The 18,142-nt window shown below is 35.4% G+C and carries 16 protein-coding genes; 9 read left to right on the top strand and 7 right to left on the bottom strand.

All coding sequences use genetic code 11. The annotated features are described in order from the left end of the window. Positions 1–90 precede the first annotated feature (90 nt). From LDK52_RS03870 to LDK52_RS03885, 4 genes are all read right to left on the bottom strand, one after another. On the bottom strand, positions 91–1,749 hold the full coding sequence (locus tag LDK52_RS03870) for a hypothetical protein (protein WP_277584632.1): 1,659 nt from the start codon (positions 1,747–1,749) through the stop codon (positions 91–93). 139 nt (positions 1,750–1,888) lie between these two features. Beyond that, positions 1,889–3,118 (bottom strand): MFS transporter, encoded by a 1,230-nt coding sequence (locus LDK52_RS03875; protein WP_277584633.1) that lies wholly within the window; start codon positions 3,116–3,118, stop codon positions 1,889–1,891. A 184-nt stretch (positions 3,119–3,302) separates the two neighbouring features. Continuing rightward, on the bottom strand, positions 3,303–3,992 hold the full coding sequence (locus LDK52_RS03880) for a GNAT family N-acetyltransferase (RefSeq protein ID WP_277584634.1): 690 nt from the start codon (positions 3,990–3,992) through the stop codon (positions 3,303–3,305). A gap of 16 nt (positions 3,993–4,008) precedes the next feature. Then, the gene (locus LDK52_RS03885; protein ID WP_277584635.1) at positions 4,009–5,121 is read right to left on the bottom strand and encodes a mandelate racemase/muconate lactonizing enzyme family protein; all 1,113 of its coding nucleotides are present in this window, start codon (positions 5,119–5,121) and stop codon (positions 4,009–4,011) included. 84 nt (positions 5,122–5,205) lie between these two features. On the opposite strand from LDK52_RS03885, the gene LDK52_RS03890 reads away from it, so the two are divergent. After that, the gene (locus LDK52_RS03890) at positions 5,206–6,450 is read left to right on the top strand and encodes a hypothetical protein (protein WP_277584636.1); all 1,245 of its coding nucleotides are present in this window, start codon (positions 5,206–5,208) and stop codon (positions 6,448–6,450) included. Between the two features lie 463 nt (positions 6,451–6,913). Here the strand turns inward: LDK52_RS03890 and nhaC are convergent, their stop codons facing one another. From nhaC to LDK52_RS03905, 3 genes are all read right to left on the bottom strand, one after another. Next, positions 6,914–8,317, bottom strand: coding sequence for a Na+/H+ antiporter NhaC (nhaC, locus tag LDK52_RS03895; RefSeq protein ID WP_277584667.1), 1,404 nt, complete (start codon positions 8,315–8,317; stop codon positions 6,914–6,916). A gap of 129 nt (positions 8,318–8,446) precedes the next feature. After that, positions 8,447–9,544: an amidohydrolase gene (locus LDK52_RS03900; protein ID WP_277584637.1), complete on the bottom strand. Its 1,098-nt coding sequence runs from the start codon at positions 9,542–9,544 to the stop codon at positions 8,447–8,449. Between the two features lie 28 nt (positions 9,545–9,572). Continuing rightward, on the bottom strand, positions 9,573–9,767 hold the full coding sequence (locus tag LDK52_RS03905; protein WP_277584638.1) for a YwbE family protein: 195 nt from the start codon (positions 9,765–9,767) through the stop codon (positions 9,573–9,575). 266 nt (positions 9,768–10,033) lie between these two features. Here LDK52_RS03905 and LDK52_RS03910 point away from each other — a divergent pair, with 266 nt between their 5' ends. The 8 genes from LDK52_RS03910 to LDK52_RS03945 are packed head-to-tail and all read left to right on the top strand — an operon-like array spanning position 10,034 to position 17,757. Continuing rightward, positions 10,034–10,798: a DeoR/GlpR family DNA-binding transcription regulator gene (locus tag LDK52_RS03910; RefSeq protein ID WP_277584639.1), complete on the top strand. Its 765-nt coding sequence runs from the start codon at positions 10,034–10,036 to the stop codon at positions 10,796–10,798. Positions 10,799–10,815: 17 nt separating this feature from the next. Continuing rightward, entirely contained in the window at positions 10,816–12,312 is a 1,497-nt protein-coding gene (locus LDK52_RS03915; protein WP_277584640.1) for an FGGY-family carbohydrate kinase, read from the top strand. A 12-nt stretch (positions 12,313–12,324) separates the two neighbouring features. Next, entirely contained in the window at positions 12,325–13,113 is a 789-nt protein-coding gene (locus LDK52_RS03920) for an SDR family NAD(P)-dependent oxidoreductase (protein ID WP_277584641.1), read from the top strand. A 26-nt stretch (positions 13,114–13,139) separates the two neighbouring features. Next, positions 13,140–14,408, top strand: coding sequence for an ABC transporter substrate-binding protein (locus LDK52_RS03925; protein ID WP_277584642.1), 1,269 nt, complete (start codon positions 13,140–13,142; stop codon positions 14,406–14,408). Continuing rightward, positions 14,401–15,291: a carbohydrate ABC transporter permease gene (locus LDK52_RS03930; RefSeq protein ID WP_277584643.1), complete on the top strand. Its 891-nt coding sequence runs from the start codon at positions 14,401–14,403 to the stop codon at positions 15,289–15,291. The genes LDK52_RS03925 and LDK52_RS03930 overlap by 8 nt, the downstream gene beginning before the upstream one ends. Beyond that, complete coding sequence (locus LDK52_RS03935; protein WP_277584644.1) at positions 15,292–16,119, top strand: carbohydrate ABC transporter permease; 828 nt, start codon at positions 15,292–15,294, stop codon at positions 16,117–16,119. Between the two features lie 16 nt (positions 16,120–16,135). Beyond that, positions 16,136–16,948 (top strand): inositol monophosphatase family protein, encoded by an 813-nt coding sequence (locus tag LDK52_RS03940; RefSeq protein ID WP_277584645.1) that lies wholly within the window; start codon positions 16,136–16,138, stop codon positions 16,946–16,948. Next, positions 16,945–17,757 (top strand): BtpA/SgcQ family protein, encoded by an 813-nt coding sequence (locus LDK52_RS03945; protein WP_277584646.1) that lies wholly within the window; start codon positions 16,945–16,947, stop codon positions 17,755–17,757. Before LDK52_RS03940 ends, LDK52_RS03945 begins: the two co-directional genes overlap by 4 nt. Positions 17,758–18,142: the final 385 nt, after the last annotated feature.

An 18,142-nucleotide genomic window follows, 5' to 3' on the forward strand; every position in this document is an offset into this window, starting at 1 on the left:
TCTTAAAATGACTAAAAGTAAAAAAATAGCAAAATAATCTACACATAAAATCTATCCCTAAAATCCTGGGATAGATTTTTTATATTATTCTTATTCAATTCCTTGAATCGTCAGCTCTTTTACAGGCATGAAAAGTTCCCCCGTGTTTAAGAACGTCACTTGTACCTTATCACCTTCTTGCATATAAACTGCAAGGGGGGCAACTTCGGAAGATACAATATAACTTTGTTTGTCATCTAATAGGAACGATACTTGCGTAAAGTCACCCACACGTTCTTTAAAGACACGTACAATCGTACCTGCTATCGATTTCTCTTCGGCATTGGAGCTACCATCTACGGAACTTCCCCCGCGCTGGATGGCTGTTTTATAAAGTTTTAGTGCTTCATTTGGCGTGTTTCCATATACAGAGATTTCTGGATTTGCAGCTGATACGATAAAGTAATTTTGCAAGAATCCATTAGAGTCTAGTACCGGCGTTAACCAACTAGCTTCTCCATAGAAGTTGTACAATACCGGCATCTCGCCAGACCATTTCTTTTCGATAAATTTCTTTTCAATAATTTGGAGTGCTCCTTGAGAATCCATATAAGAATCCTCTAGATTTCCGGTATAGAAAGTAGCCTCACCTGTTCGACCATCCGTTAAAGAGTAACCAAGCATCGAGTCTACTCCCTCTTTCGGGCTCGTAAAGTCTGTGAAGTAATACATTTGCCCGTCTTCTGCGAAAATTGGACTTACATTTGCTTCCGTTCCTTCATCAGATGGTAGTCTCACATCTTTTTTACCAAATAGACTATTGATAAATCCATGTACATAATTACCGAAATAGCTATTTTGCAAGCTCACCGCTTCCGGTGAAACTGCTCCATCTATAAACGTTGGTACATCGGCAATCTCATAGGAATCTGTCTGACCTGTAGCTGGATCAACCACTACTATTCCTTTTACCTCAAATCCATTTCGTGCAGAGATGAAACTACCATAGGATCTGATGTAAAATGGTTTTCCATCCTCATCAATTTCTAACTGAGGATCCCCATAGAAAATTTTAGTTGGATGCTTCATACGCATATGTCTTTCTAAGTTTTTATGGAAAAAAGAAGATGGTGTATAGCTCATGTCCGCATCTATAAATTTGGGATTATCCGATGAGTCGGTTGCACTCATAGTAAAGTAACCCGGTGTTACATCTCCATTCCACCACTTGAAGAGTCCGGAAAATTCTACTGGAGCAATATAAACATACTCCTCTTTTACCTTTTGAATTTGTAAATTACCTAATTCATAATAACTCGTATTAGGTACTTGCCCAAATGCTTTTTTCATTTTATTACGTGCAAATTGTGGTGGCACACTTGCAGGTGTCTTCGTTTCGTCAAATGCTTCAATTTCTACCTCTTGTTGCATTTCTGCCACTTTAAACTTTTCGTCTGCGTTCCAAAATGGCGCCGTTAACATGAAGATGGCTAATACTAAGCTTCCTAGGAACAGAATACCTTTTGCTTTTTGCTCTTTTCCTTTAGATAGTGACATCCCTGCTAATGTTGCAATAACTAGCAATGGCCATAACGCTGTCCAATTACGATCTAAGTTCGTTACGTAATATATAATTGCGAGTACGATAAAAGTTAAAATCGACAGACCAATGATGGAAGTTACCATGTCTTTTCTTTTAGCTGTCAACGGGACTACTAACAATGCGGTAAGAATCGCTGCAACTGCCGAAATAATAAATACTGTGGTCATCCTATCAAACCCTCTTTCTCTTTTTCTGTATAGTTATTTTACGGATGAGAAGGCAAATGGTTTCACAACAAAAGACTGGCAATCCTTAGGATAAATTTATGCAATTCTTACTAAGCTAAAAAATTAGTGTAAGCTCTCACTAGATATTTGCAGTGACAGGACAATCCTTCTCTTTTACCCTAAAGCTCTTTCTCCATGATGCAACTACGAGGAACAAAGAAACCATTAAAATCCCACTTAACACAATAAAGCAATAAATGATAAGATCGGAGGATACCATTTCAGTAAACAGAGCGAGTAATAGAATTCTGATTAAAAGACCTAATGTACGAAACAAACTATCGACTCTCCCTATTATGTTGTTAGGAATTTGGTCCATTAAGAAAGAGTTTCTAGCGACCCTAGCACTGCTATTGCCTATCGCTAAAAACAGCATCAATGACAGATAAACCGGTAAATCAACGAAGACAATTAATGATATAGCTATCGTATAAACCAAAACCCCGAAGATAATCGTCTTTTCATTTCCAAATTTACTTGATAATGTAGGTACGAAAACCCCTGCAATTATTGCTCCTATTGCATAAATCATTCCTTCAATTCCATAAACACTTGCATCCGCTTTAAATACATCTACTAAATAGACAGGGAATAAATAATTCGTTAACATCACCCCTATAAAAGGCATGAAAGAAAACAACAGAAAAATAAACACGGAAGGACGAGCCAACATATATCTAATTCCTTCGCTTGCTTGTGATTTAACATCTTTTTCTGTCTTTTCAATGGATAATCTAACATACGGTAACTTTAAGTAAAAATAGATGGCAGCACCATAAGATATCGTATTTAGTAACAGGATATAGTGCAAATCCCACTTCATCAATAAGATACTAGCTAAAGCACCCGCGATCATACTTGATAGTTGTCCTTGTACTTCCATCGTTCCATTTAAGGATTTATATTGGTCCTTCGTAAATATTTCTTGATTTAAAGCAAACATCGTTGGATAAAAAATAGTGTAATATAAACTACCTATTATATAAATAATCGTATAATGCCAAATTTCATATGATAAGCCAATAAAACCTATGAGGGAAAATATACTCAATAGAGAAAAGCATACGATTTCGCTAATTATTAATAATTTCTTTCGAGATACTTTGTCCACCAGGTTCCCTATAAATGGCGTAAGGATAAAACTTAAAATGGTCATACCAATCGTTATATAACCGAATACCTTATTGCCATTATCACTTGATACAAGCATCCAAGGTATCGCAATCATCGTTATTCCTGATCCAATGGAGGAAGCAATATTAGCAGAAACAATGAGACGAAATCGGGAGTCATTGTATAGATTTTTCATTTGAAACACCCCTTAACTTATTCTTGTTATTTCACTATAATTGAAAATTCAGCTTTTTAGTTCAGTCATAGGTCTTGAGTCTTCCTCATACATTCGACGGAATAAGTGGAATAGAATTCCTAGAGTTATAAAAGTTCATACAGAAAAAGCCACTCAGTGAGTTTAATCACCAAGTGGCTTGAGTCTAAATGTATGTTCCTTTTTCCTCATAGACTACATACCATGTATTCTCTTTTTGGAAAATAGCTGTACCGATCCAACCATCCGCAATTAGTTGCTGTTGTTTTTCAATGGCATCCATAGGAATTTCTAAACAGTTTTCTCCGTTAGTACGATTCACATGAAGTTTTTTATAAAATACGTATCGTAGCATACCTCCGTATTTATTCTTTAATGCGCCCATTACCATTCCTTGGCTTAGTTTATCCTTTAAGCTAGCAATATTGAATGGTGCAACTGTTGCACATATATGTGTATAGGAGGAAGCATCTAGTATTTCCATAACGATCACGCCAAGTTTCTTTTGTAAGCCAAATCCTCGATAATAAGGATGAACATTCGTAATTTCTTGATAAATGACCTGCTCAAGCTGCTCTTTTGAAAGACCAATATCATATCCTAAATGATCATCATCGATTGGTGGTAATGCTAACGCTCGGAAAGCGATTAGTTCATTGTCTACAAATGCTCCAATCATTAAATTGCGAGCTAATAAATCTTCAAATTCTTCCAATGTTAGTGGAGATAAAAAGCTGTCACTTTCCATCGTTCGTAAAACAACTTGCTGTAAACTTAAAATACTATCCAGATGCTCGAGAGTCAATACTCGAACAATATATTCTTCTTCTCCAAGTTTACCTTTCCATTCTTTCATGCAAATACACTTCCTCTTAAATTGTTACTTTTGTAGAGAACTTCGTTAACTCTTGAAGGATCTTTTCATCTACATCGATTCCTAGTCCAGGACGTTCATTTAATTGTATAAATGGAACGTCATAATGTAAATCCCCAACATCTTTAGAGAATTTTAATGGACCTGTTAGCTCTACACTAGTAAACACTTTCTTAGAAAATGCTACTTGAAAACCTGCTGAAGATCCAATAGAGGATTCCACCATAGAACCGATTTGACACTCGATGCCTGCCATCTCTGCCATATGGGCTAGTTTCATAGCCGGATAAATCCCGCCACATTTCATCAGTTTAATATTCACTTTATGTGCAGCCTGTTTTTCAATTAACTCACGCATATCTCGAAAGCTTCGCAAGCCTTCATCCATCATAAGAGGAGTATTTGTTTTTGCCTTTACTTCTACCATTCCATTGAAGTCATCAGCTATTACCGGCTGCTCTAACCAATCTAGCCCTTCTTTTTCTAACTGACGCATAGCCATAATGGTAGTAGCACTATTTTTCCAGCCTTGATTTACATCTACACGAATAGCAATGTCTTCTCCTACTTTTGCACGCACTGCTTGAATACGTTTCACATCAACCTGTACGTCTGTTCCGACCTTCATCTTAAAGGAGGAATATCCTTCTTTTATTCTTCTCGCTGCTTCTTCTGCCATATCATCTGGGTTTCCGATACTTAATACATGCGTGACGGGGAACTTTTCGTGATAGCGTCCACCTAGTAATTGGTAAACAGGAACACCAAGTTTTTTTCCTGCCAAATCGTAGCACGCAATATCAATTGCCGCTTTTGCTGCAGGTGCTTGATAAACAGCCTTATTCATTTTTTCATGTAAGCGCTCAAACTCCATAGGATTTTCGCCAATTACAGCTGGAGCTAACGTATATTTCAATAATGCATACGTACTTTCCCAAGTCTCACCTGTCACATGCTCATCGGCAACAGCTTCTCCGTAACCTACTAAACCATCATCTGTTGTGAGCTTTACAATAATAGATGGCATATCATCATAAGTATGGTAACTTATGATAAATGGATCGACTAGAGGTAATCTAATTGCGTAAATATCTATTTCTTTAATTTTCATGTGAATTCCCTACTCTCTTTACATTCTGAATTAGATTCGTTATAGTTGTCGTTAAATAGTCGCTAAAAGAATAAGGGGTGTCCAATGGTAACACGTATCGCTGTATTAGGGTCAGTTGGTTTCATCAAACGTTTAAGGCAATTGGAGCATGAACTTCCATCCATTAGTTTGGACTATTATACATATAATAGTCCGTCTGAGGCAAAAAATATAGTACAGAATATTAAGCCATGTGATGCTGTATTTTTTTCAGGTTCATTTCCTTTTTTTCACGCAACTGAATCTATCGAAAAACTACCCATACCAGCTTATTATTTAAAACAAGATGAAACCGCTATCACGACCACCTTATTATCTCTTTGTTCAGCTCGTCCAATCTCCATCCATAAGCTTTCAATGGATTTAATACATCCTGAAAGTGTGCAGAGTGTTTTAGAGGATATCGGTCAAAACAACCAAGCACCTTTTCTAATGAAAATTGATACGTCTTTTGATTTGGATGAGATTGTCGCATTTCATACCAGTTTACAAAAAAGTGAGGAAGCTGTGCTAGCAATTACGAGTATTCATGCAGTCTATCAAGCATTAAGAGACAACAATCTGTCTGTCATTCGAATGATTGACCCTAAACGGTCTATTATTAAAGGTATAGAAGATACAAAATCACTCGCACTTCTTTTCAAAAGTCAGTCAGCAAAAGTTGCAGTAGGTTATATCCAAACAACTTTAGATGATCCCGTTTCCGAACATATCATTAAGCAAATGGCGGCTTCTATTCAAGCTACTATGGTAAAGGAAGCCGACCATTTGTATACGTTGTTTTCTACTCAAGGTGATGTTCAGGAAGCTTTAACTAAAAACACTATTACTGCCTGGATGAATCCGTCTTCTTCGCCACTTAAAGTTGCATTTGGCTATGGAAAAACAGTTATGGAAGCTACTCAAAATGCAAGGGATGCCTTATCTTATGCAACTGATAATACGGCTTACTTATTAACCGATTCTAAAGAATTACTAGGGCCGTATCCAAATAGTATCACGCAGGTGCGTTTGAAAAATAATGATCCTGTGCTTGTGCAAATAGCGAAAGAAACTACTTTAAGTCCAGCAAACTTATCCAAGGTAATACAGTTTAGTCGTTCGAGAAAGTCTATCGAGTTTACTGCATATGACTTAGAACTCTATTTACAGGTTAGTAGACGTACGACCGAACGTATCTTAAAAAAACTGACGGATCATGGATATGCACAAGTTGTGGGAGAAGAAATGACCTATCAGCAAGGCCGCCCACGCGCTATATATAAGCTTACCTTTCCAACCTATCAATAGTTAAATATGAATTACAACCAAAACCGGGCAAAAAACTCCCGGTCCTTTATGTTCTAAACCTGTTTCTACTGTTTTCGAAGGGCTTTGTACAGATTTATTGCTATATAATTACCGTTTGATTTTTTAAAGATGCCGTTCGTGACTGAAGTCACGAACAGCATCTTTTTTCTCGGTAATCTTATGGCTATTGACTGTCCGTCACCCATCTACAACTTTTAGAAACAGGTTAGTTCATTTTTGGGATAACTAGAGAAAAGATACTATCCTAATAATTGAGGATAGATGATGACAGTCTAAGTACGCGACATCTTGGTGCTCCTGCGCAAGGCTCGTCGCAAAATAAAAAAACATTTCGCAACGACTGCCTGATGAAACCGAAATCAGTAGTTTTAATCATTCTTAAAACCCTGTAAAACTGGTGTTCATGCTGTATTTTTATTTTCAGCTCTTGCACATTTCCTTTTTATGCTTCCATAGTTTCTCTATTTAATATCTCTAGCTTTTTAGACTCCGATATTTTTTCAATTGTAAAGCCTGTCATTGCATAAATAATAGAAATTATTGGAACTACAAAGTTTAAGATGGCAAATGGTGCATATTCTGCTACCCCTACACCTAATGTCCCCAAAATAAACACTCCACACGTATTCCAAGGAATGAAGACCGAAGTAAGTGTTCCTCCATCCTCTAAAGCACGCGATAGATTTTTAGAATGTAATCCCATTTTTGTATACGTCGTTGAAAACATACGCGCTGGAACAACAATCGAAATGTATTGCTCTGAGCAAGTAGCATTTGTTGCAAAACAAGCAATAATTGTTGATGCTATAAGCGAACCGGCTGTTTTAGCAAATTTTAAAATTTGATTCATAATGGATTGAAGCATTCCAGAGTATTCCAATATACCTCCGAATGTCATCGCAACAATCGTCATGGATACCGTGTACATCATCGAATCTAAACCACCACGGTTAAATAACTCATCCACCATCGCATTTCCAGTATCAATAACATATCCACTTTGTAGGGCACCAACTGCATCTGCAACGCTTCCACCTTGGATGAGTATTTGGGATAAGAATCCTAATAAAATCCCTACGATCAATGCCGGAATAGCTGGTACTTTAAGTGCTACTAGTACTATTACTGCAAGTGGAACTAATAATAACCATGGAGAAATGACAAAGCTTTGATCTAGCATGGATATTGTTTGATTGATACCTTCTTGGTCAATATTACTTGATTTGTACCTGTTTCCCAGGAACGCATATACTCCTAGGGCTATTAGAATTCCTGGTACCGTTGTAAATAACATATGTTTTATATGTACAAAAAGATCTGTTCCTGTTAACCCTGCTGCAAGGTTTGTTGTATCAGATAATGGAGACATCTTATCTCCAAAGTAAGCGCCTGAAATTACGGCGCCGGCGATCATTCCGGCTGGAATCCCCATACTAAGTCCAATACCCATTCCCGCAACACCGATTGTTCCCATAGTCGACCAAGAACTCCCGATTGCAAGAGAAACAATTGCACAAATAATACAAATAGTTACTAAGAAGAAAGCTGGAGTAATAATTTTCAATCCATAAAAAATCATTGTTGCAACAACGCCTCCACCTATCCATGCACCAATGATTAATCCTACTAAAATAATAATAACTACCGCTGGTAATGCCAGTTTAATACCTTTATACATCATTTCTTCAATATCAGACCATTTAAATCCATGCTTCCATGCAACAATCGCAGCAACAGTTGTTCCTACGATTAATGGAATATGTGGTCCCTGTTCTAAATTTATAATTGTAATAACCATAGTAATAATCATGACTAATAATGGCGTAATCGCCCAAATCAATGACATCTCTTTTTTAGTAACCGCTTTCTTTTCGTCCAATGTACTTCCCCCTTGATGACTGTCAAGACAATTCTAAATTGCCGTTTAATGGTCGCTAATATGTAATAATAAATGTAAAAGCAAGGGTAGTCAATACTATTTTGTATTATTTGAAAGCGTTTTCGCTATAACTTTAGCTCCCAGAAGTAATGAATCTCTGTTAAAAGTCATATTAGGATGATGCAATCCCGGTGACAAATCAGCACCAATACCAATCATTGCTGCTTTAACTTCAGGATGTCTAATAGTATAAAAATGGAAATCATCACTGCCGGAAGTAATTACTTCTTCTGCCAAGTTTTCCATACCTACAGTTTCAATAATGGCTGCTTTAGCAATTGCTACTGCTTCCTTTGATACTTCAGCGCCTGGTGTAATGTCTTGAAATTCCCACTCAATTTCTATATCAAATAATTGTTGAATTGTATTTAAGTCTTTGTCAATTTGATCCTTCAACTGAAATAAAACACTATTCTTCGTCGCTCTCACATCCATTGAAAACGTTGCAATACCTGGAATGATATTAGCATTTTCTCCACCAGCTTGAATTTTTGTCAGTTTTGCAGAGTACGACTCGAGTGGTGAAAAATACATATTTTTCAGTGCTTGATGAATGGCCATTGTTACATCAATTGCGTTATTTCCTTGATGAGGTCTAGCACCATGAGCATCCATCCCTTTTATCTTACCTTCCACAAATAACGCTGCTCCATGATGTATAGCAGGTGAAACTTTCCCAAATGGAAGTTCCTCAATTGGTCGTAAATGGACACCAAAAAGATGTGTGACATCCTCCAGCGCCCCACGGTCTATCATAGAGTTTGCCCCATTACCTTTTTCTTCAGCAGGTTGGAAGATAAAGCGAATTCGTTTGTTTAGTTTTTCATCCTTTAATAGTAATAACGCACCCAATACCATCGAAATATTGGCATCATGTCCACAGGAATGATTGGCACGGAACTCGCCATCCACTTCTTGCCATAGTGCATCAATATCAGCACGAACAGCAATAACTTCTGGTCCTTCCCCAATTTCTGCTAGTAATCCAGTTACATCATTAAATCTACGATAGGAAATACCTAAACCATCTAATATTTCCGCGAGCTTATTCGTCGTTTCATATTCCTTCCAACTAACTTCAGGATATTGATGAAAGTGGTTAAACCACTGCAAAATTTGAGTTTCTACTTGCACTTAACTACACTCCTTTTCATGCTGCAATTTATCCTATGATTTCACAAACTCGTCCTATTTGTCCATCTGTTAAACGAACCTTTATGCCATGTGGGTGAAAGGAAGAATTCGTTAATAAGTCTTTCACGATTCCTTTCGTTTTCTCTCCTGATCGTTGGTCTTTTTTTAATATTATATATACTTCCAATCCAGGTTTTACATCTTTTTTATTTTGTCCATTCATTTGAATCACCTCTTTTTGTATCGTACCACTTTCAAGGCCTAGTTTCAGTATTTTGTTACACAAAGTGCAACAATTTTACAAACGCAAATAATGTGTCTTTTATCATTTTTTTCTTTGCAAAATAAGAGAAAAATCATTCAATATTCCCTTCAACTATGAATTTTAATAAGTGCTAATCATGAAAAAGACTCATTTACATTAACATAAACTACATTATCTTTTCCATTTTATTAGAATAATAAAAAAACCCAGGCATATATTTAAACATGAATAATGTTAAAAACAGACAGATTACCATATTAGAAATGTTAAATTCCTCAAATAAGTTGTTAATAAAAGATTTATTAAAAGTATTTGGAGTATCTGAAATGACACTTCGTCGGGATATTGAAACTCTAGAGAAAAAAGGAGTTATAAAAAAAATAAAAGGAGGCATCGTTCGTAATTTTAAAGATTCGTCTGATATACCTTTTGAAATTCGAAATGAAAGAAGATCCTTAGAAAAAATAGCTATTGCTAAAAAAGCTGCCTCTTTAATCCAGGAAGGGGAAACTATTGTTATTGATAATGGAACTACAGCTTTAGCTTTTGCAAATGAAATAAAAGATATCGACAACTTAACTGTTGTTACAGCTAACTTACGAGTAGCCTGGGCCTTATCCGATAGAAGTAATATAAAACTAATCCTTTTAGGAGGAATCGTTAAAAACGGAGAACGTTCAACCTATAGGAAAGTCGGTTTAGAAACATATGAAAATTTGTTTCCAGATACCTTTGTTATGGGAGCTAGCGCCATAAGTATTGATAGTGGTATTACTGATTTTGATATCGAAGATGCAACAATAAAATCAAAGGCAATCCAGGCAGCAACAAGGACTATTGTCATTGCTGATGAGAATAAGTTAGGAAAGACGGCCTTTGCAAAAATAGCTGATTTAAACGCTATTGACGTTCTTATTACAAATAAAAGTTTATCTAAACAAATTTTTACAGAATTACAATTAAAAAAAGTTACCGTAATCTTGGCTTAATTTCAGGGGGAATATAGTTGGAAAAATTCTTATTAGGAATAGATATCGGTACTACATCAACCAAATTAGCACTTATTAATACCAGTGGAAATATTATTACTAGTATCTCTAAAGAAGTTCATTTAATTTCTCCTCAACCAGGATGGGCTGAAGAAGATCCCCACTCCTGGTGGGAAAACGTTAAGTTTTTAATTCCGGAAATTTTAATAAAATCTTTACTATACCCAGAACAAATTGCTGCAGTTGGAGTTAGTGGTATGGTTCCTACTTTAATTTGCCTTGATGAAAAAGGAAATCCTCTTAGAAATTCTATTCAGCAGAATGATACACGTGCGTGGAAAGAAATTGAAGAATTAAAAGTTATAACCTCACACCTTGATATTCTAGAAGACACTGGTTCAGAAATCACACAGCAATCAATTGCTCCTAAAATAATGTGGCTTCAAAAAAACGAACCAAATATATTAGCACAAACAAAATCAATCTGTGGTTCTTATGAGTTTATTACTAGAAAGCTAACCGGTAATACAATTAAATATAATGAAAATAATTGGGCTTTAGAAAGTGGGCTATTTAACTTTAATAATAGAACTTGGCATAACGAATTATTACATATCGCTAACATTAAGTCTGAATGGCTCAGTCAAACTTACGGTTCTCATGAAATAATCGGTTGCATTCAAGGTAGTCATGAAACTTGCTTAATAGAAGGTACCCCTATAGTTGCAGGAGCTGCTGATCATGTAGCAAGTGCGTTTTCAGCAGGTTTAATTAATGATGGTGATATGTTAATTAAACTCGGGGGGGCTGGGGATATTTTAATCACTTCACAAACACCCGTTAGAGACAAAAGACTATACCTGGATTACCATTTAATACCGGGATTATATCTCCCAAATGGATGCATGGCGTCAAGTGGTAGCTTAATTAAATGGTTCCAAAATGAATTAACTAATAAAACTGCATTAGATGATTTAGAAGCAGAGGCACAAAAAACATCTAGCGGATCTGACGGGCTAATTACATTGCCTTACTTTTTAGGTGAAAAAACACCTTTAAACAATCCTAAAGCTAGAGGAATGGTCATTGGCCTTCATTTAGGACATACTCGAGGCCATATCTATAGGTCTATTTTGGAAGGAATCGGTTTTGGATTTTATCATCACATTGAAGTATTTAAAGAACTTGGCCTTCAATTAAACAAAATACGAATTACTAATGGTGGATCAAAATCAAAACTTTGGAGACAAATAATTGCTGATATAACAGGCTTAGAACTAGAATCTATCATTGAGCATCCGGGATCGTCTTTAGGGGCTGCCTTTATTGCAGGAATGGGTAGTGGTGAAATTCAAGAATGGTCTGATATCCATAAATATATAAAAATAGAAGAAACAATATTTCCCGATTCCAATAAATATGATGGTTATCAAAAACTATATAAAATTTATAGATCATCTTATGAAAAGTTAATTGAAGAACAAGAAATGTTATCTAATTTTTCTTTACATTAGGAGGGAATATTAATGATCACAAAACCAAGTAAAGGATTAGCAATAGTAACTGGTGCCGGGAGTGGTATTGGTAAAGCTATAGCCATAAGACTAGCTCGAGACGGTTTCACAGTAGGCTTAACAGATTTAAATTTACAATCAGTACAAGCTGTGTCCGACGAAATCTCTACTTTTAAAGGTCAATCTTATGCTTTAATGATTGATGTGACAAAGCAAAGTAGTATAGAAAAAGCTACAAATCAGCTAATTGAAAGATACGGAGATCTTAAAGTTTGGATTTCAAATGCAGGCGTCTCTTCTATGAATCATTTTATAAATTTAAGTGAAGAAGATTGGAATTTTAATATGAATATTAATGCTAAAGGCGTATTTTTATCAGGTCAAGTTGCCGCCAGAAAATTCATTGATCAAGGAAAAGGAGGGAAAATAATTAATACAGCTTCAATGGCAGGTAAACAAGGAAATGTTCCCTTCCTAAGCCATTATGTTGCTTCGAAATTTGCAGTAATAGGATTAACTCAAGCAATGGCTCATGAATTAGGTAAGTATAATATTACTGTAAACGCTATTTGTCCTGGGTTTGTCGATACTCCAATGCAGAGTCGTGAGTTAGACTGGGAAAGTCAGCTTAAGAATCTAACTCCTGAAGCAGTTAAGTCGGGTATGGTAAATGTTACCCCATTAGGTAGGCTTCAACTGCCTGAAGATGTTGCTCAAACTGTTTCATTCTTAGCAAGCACTGATGCAAATTTTATAACAGGTGAATCAATTGCTACCAATGGTGGCGCATATATGGATTAAATAAATTATAACGAGGTGAAATGATAATGTTAAGAAAAATAATGGCTTTCACGTTAATTACTTTTCTTTTAGTAGGATGTAGTACTTCAGAAACAAATAATTCTGATTCTAAAACTGAAGAACAAATTACATTAAATGTATTGATGGAAGAAGTACCAGATACAGATATAGCAATTGAAATGGTAAAGTCTTTTAATCAAGAAAATGAGAATATTGTCTTAAATATTGAAACATTACCTTATGATCAAATGAGAGATAAACTTGTTTCCTCTTTTCTAGCTCCTGAAGCTGCTTATGATATCATTGTTGTCGATAATCCTTGGATGTACGACTTTTCTAATGCCGGATATTTAGAACCATTGGACGATAAAATAGAAACCTCAGGTTCAGATTACGATTTTTCTGATTTCTCAGACTCATTAGAGGATATTGCAATAGTTAATGACCAAAAATTTGCAATTCCTTTCTATAATTATGCAACTGGTCTTGTATATCGTAAAGACGTCTTCGAAGAACAAGGTATTTCAATACCAACTACATTAAAAGAATTATGTACAGTTGCACAGACTTTAACAACGGATGAAGCATATGGAATTGCCGCACAACCTCAAAAAGGGTATAAAATTATGGAAGAATGGATGAATTGGCTATTAGCTGCTGGAGGTGCTTTACAAAATGATAATGGAGATATTATTTTAGACTCTCCAGAAGCTAGAGAAGCACTGAAAGCTTATATAGATACTATAAATTCTTCGGCACCAAAAAACAGTACTAACTGGGCTTTTGATGAAGCCTTACGCTCTGTTGCGAGTGGGGATAGCATGATGACACTTAATTATAACTGGATGCTACCTACTTTAAATAATCCAGATGGTGAAGCTGGCAGCCTCGCGGGGAACTTTGCCCTAGCTGAAGTACCTGGTGGGCAAGCAGCATTAGGTGCTTGGTTTTGGGCGATCTCCTCTAATAGTGAATATAAAGATGAGGCATGGACATTTATTGAATGGATTTCATCACCTGAACAAGAAAAATCTCGCGTTATCTCTGGTGGCGCACCTGTTCGTGATAGCATACTAGATGATCCAGAAGTTTGGGAACAAGGTTATGGTGAAGAGTATTATGTGACTTTAAAAAACATATTAGCTGATGCAATTCCATTAGCTAACGGTCCGAACGCAGAAGAACTTATCCAAGTGGTTGGAACAGAACTAAATGCAGCTGTAACAGGGCAAAAAACTGTAGATGAAGCCATTACAGATGCCTCTAATCTAGCAAAGGAAATTATGAATGAGTAAAAGCAATTCCCCAAGCCTAACTAATGATTCAGTTTCAATATATAAGTGGAAATTACTATTTCCACTTATATTGATTTTATTTGTTATATTAGTTTTCCCACTTGGATATTCACTATGGTTAGCTTTTCACGATTTCTCAATTATTGATCCAGACTCTAATAAATTTGTAGGAAATGCACAATTTCAAAAAGTTTTAACTAATCCGATGTATTGGACAGTCATGAAAAATACTTTTCTTTTTGTTTTAATAGCAGTTAGCTTTGAAGTTATATTAGGTGTATTAATAGCACTTGCTTTAAGTAAACAAAGAATATTAAAAAACTTTACTCGAGCAGTTATACTAGCCCCTATGTTTGTAACACCTATTGCAGTCGGGCTTATGTTCCGTTTCATCCTTAATAACCAGCTTGGGTTTATTCCAGCCTTTTTAGCAAAATTCAACATATCCATAGATTTTTTCGGTTCAAATTATACATTATTAACACTTGCTTTAATTGATGTTTGGCAATGGACGCCTTTCATAATACTTATGATTTTATCTGGCCTTGAAAGCCTTCCTCAAGATCCGTTCGAAGCAGCTTATGTAGAAGGTGCTAGTAAATTAACCGTTTTTTTAACAATAACTTTACCGTTATTGAAACCAGTATTATTAGTAGCTATTCTAATCCGCTCTCTCGATGCATTAAAAGTATTCGAATATGTTTATGCAATTACCAAAGGTGGTCCAGGAACTTCTACCGAAACTTTGCAATTCTATATTCATAAGTTAGGTTTTGGATATTATCGCTTATCCGAAGCGGCAGCCGTATCATGGACAGTGGTAGTTATTATTATGATTGGACTTATTATTATGTTGAAATCCCCTAAAAAGGAGTCCACATAAATGAATAGTTACCAAAAAGAGACCCTTCTTCTCAAAATGGTACGCATCCTTCTTATTTGGATTTCGATATTAACTGTTTTAATACCGTTTATTTGGGTAATTTTATCATCATTCAAATCACCCTCCGATTTATCCGATGCAACTAATGTCTTTTTTACACCTATACTTAATAATTGGACAAATGTATTCAATAGTGGAATTCCAATAAATTTTATTAATAGCTTTATCGTAGCCTTCATAACTATTTTAATATCGCTAATTGTTGGTCTCCCAGCTGCCTATTCCATTAGTAAATTTAAAACAGGAGGTAACTTTACAAAGCTTGGAATTCTAATTGCGGAAGTAGTACCATCAGCAACATTAGTGGTTCCAATTTTTCTAGCATCATACTTTTTAGGGATAAACGGTAGTATTTTACCTGTAATTTTCGCTCATTTAACTTTTATCTTACCTATTATCACCTGGTTTTTAATTGGATTTTTTGATGCTGTACCAAATTCTTTAGAAGAGCAAGCTTTAATAGATGGATGTACAAGATTTGGTGCATTTATAAAAATAATCATTCCACAAGTTCTCCCTGGAGTAGGGGCAGCAAGTATTTTCGGTTTTGTTCTTTCATGGAATGACATGTTTTATGCTCTAATCCTCGGAGGTAAAGATACGCAAACATTACCAATGGCAATAGCTGGATATAATACATTTAGAGGAGTTCAATTGGGTGAGATGTCTGTAGCAATTTTGGTATCCGCTATCCCTACCATTATTTTATCTTTCTTTATTCAAAAAAGATTGATAAAAATGATGGGTGGTGGAGCTATTAAAGAATAAAGGAGCATTAAGCTATATGCAAAATTATTCAGAAGAACTTAAAGTCATTAAACATATCCTCTCTCAAGCCGGACAAATCCTATTAAACTGGAAACAACCATTAGACATTCAATGGAAAGGAATAATAAATCCAGTTACAATGGCGGACAAAGCCTCAGAAACCTACATTATTAATGAATTAATAAAGCACTTTCCAAAAGACAATATTATAAGTGAAGAAAGCCTCAATTTAAGTGGAGAATCTGCAAAAAACAAAAGAAGATGGTATTTGGATCCTTTAGATGGAACCGTAAACTTTAGTAGATCAATTCCCAGATGGTGCATATCACTTGCTTTAGTAGATGCTAAAAACCAGCTTGTTCTGGGTGTAGTTTATAGTCCGCATTCAAATGAACTATTTTCTGCAATAAAAGAACAAGGTGCGTATTGTAATGATATTAAAATTTCAGTAAGTGATGTTAAAGAATTAAATAAATCCGTTATTGCTTCTGGATTTCCTTATACATTTACAAATCCTTCGAAAACAAATTTGGTCGAATGGAGTACCTTAACCCCATTAGCTTTAACAGTTCGTTGTATTGGTGCAGCTGCCTTAGATATGTGTCAAGTAGCAAGTGGTAAAATAGATATTTTTTGGGAACAAGGTTTAGAATACTGGGATACGGCTGCAGGTATTCTAATCTGCAAAGAGGCAGGGGCTATTGTAAGCGATTTAAAAGGAGAAGTTTTAGATCATCCATCTACACAAGTTTTAATTGCAAATGCTAATTTACATTCCAAAGTAGTAGAACAGTTTAATAAAATTAGAAATGAGGTTAATATATTATGACATGGTTAAAAGAAGTAATCGGTACTGAAAAAGCAATAATTGCAATGTGTCACCTTTTACCATTACCAGGTGATCCTTACTTTGATAAGGAAAAGGGAATGGATTACGTAGTTGAAATGGCAAGAAAGGATTTGCATGCGCTACAAGATGGTGGCGTCGATGCTATTATGTTTTCCAATGAATTTAGTTTGCCATATCTTACAGATGTTAAAACCGAAACTGTAGTAGCTATGGCCAGAATTATTGGGGAATTAAAATCAGAAATTAAAGTTCCTTTTGGTGTTAATGTACTTTGGGATGCTAAAAAATCTTTAGATTTAGCTGCCGCAACAGGTGCCACGTTTGTACGAGAAATTTTCACTGGAGTATATGCAAGTGATTTCGGTACATGGAACACTAATGTGGGTGAAACTATCAGACATCAGTATAGAATAGGTGCAGAAAATGTAAAACTATTATTTAATATAGTACCTGAAGCTGCCAGATATCTAGCCGACAGAAGTATTGAGAGTATTGCAAAGTCAACAGTATTTAATAATCGTCCTGATGCTTTATGTGTGTCTGGACTAACAGCCGGTGCTCAAACTGATTCACAGTTATTGAAAAAAGTTAAAGATATTGTTCCTGATACAGTTCTATTTGCAAATACAGGTGTACGTTTATCTAATCTGGAAGAACAATTAAGTGTTGCAGATGGTGCTGTTACAGGTACCACTTTTAAATATGATGGGAAATTTGAAAACCATGTAGATATAGTACGCGTTAAAGAATTTATGAATAAGGTTAAAGAGTTTCGTAATTCCTTATAATTTCAATCCAAAAAACAGGAGACATGGAATTGTCCCTTTGAAAAATTAAGAACCTGGTTTAGTGTAACAATACAAACTTCGTAACATAAAAATCGACAACCGAATATTCTAGAATTAAAAACTGTTCAAAATCAAAACGCAAGAATGTTGATTTAATTACATTCTTGCGTTTTCAATATTTATTATAAGTGGCTAAAATAACCCTTTTAGGACTGCCCCTTGCCTATTTTATCTTGAAAACGGTCGTTAAATAAATTTCATCTGTAACTTTTGGATTTTAATAGTCTCCACTATCGGAAATTTCAGAAATACATTTCTGAAAAGAGATTTACAATTCCTATCAGTTTAGTTAGAGTTAGAGTGTGAGTTGGAATTTTCAAAAAAT

The organism is Psychrobacillus antarcticus (genome assembly GCF_029533155.1).
Taxonomy (GTDB): Bacteria; Bacillota; Bacilli; order Bacillales_A; family Planococcaceae; genus Psychrobacillus; species Psychrobacillus antarcticus.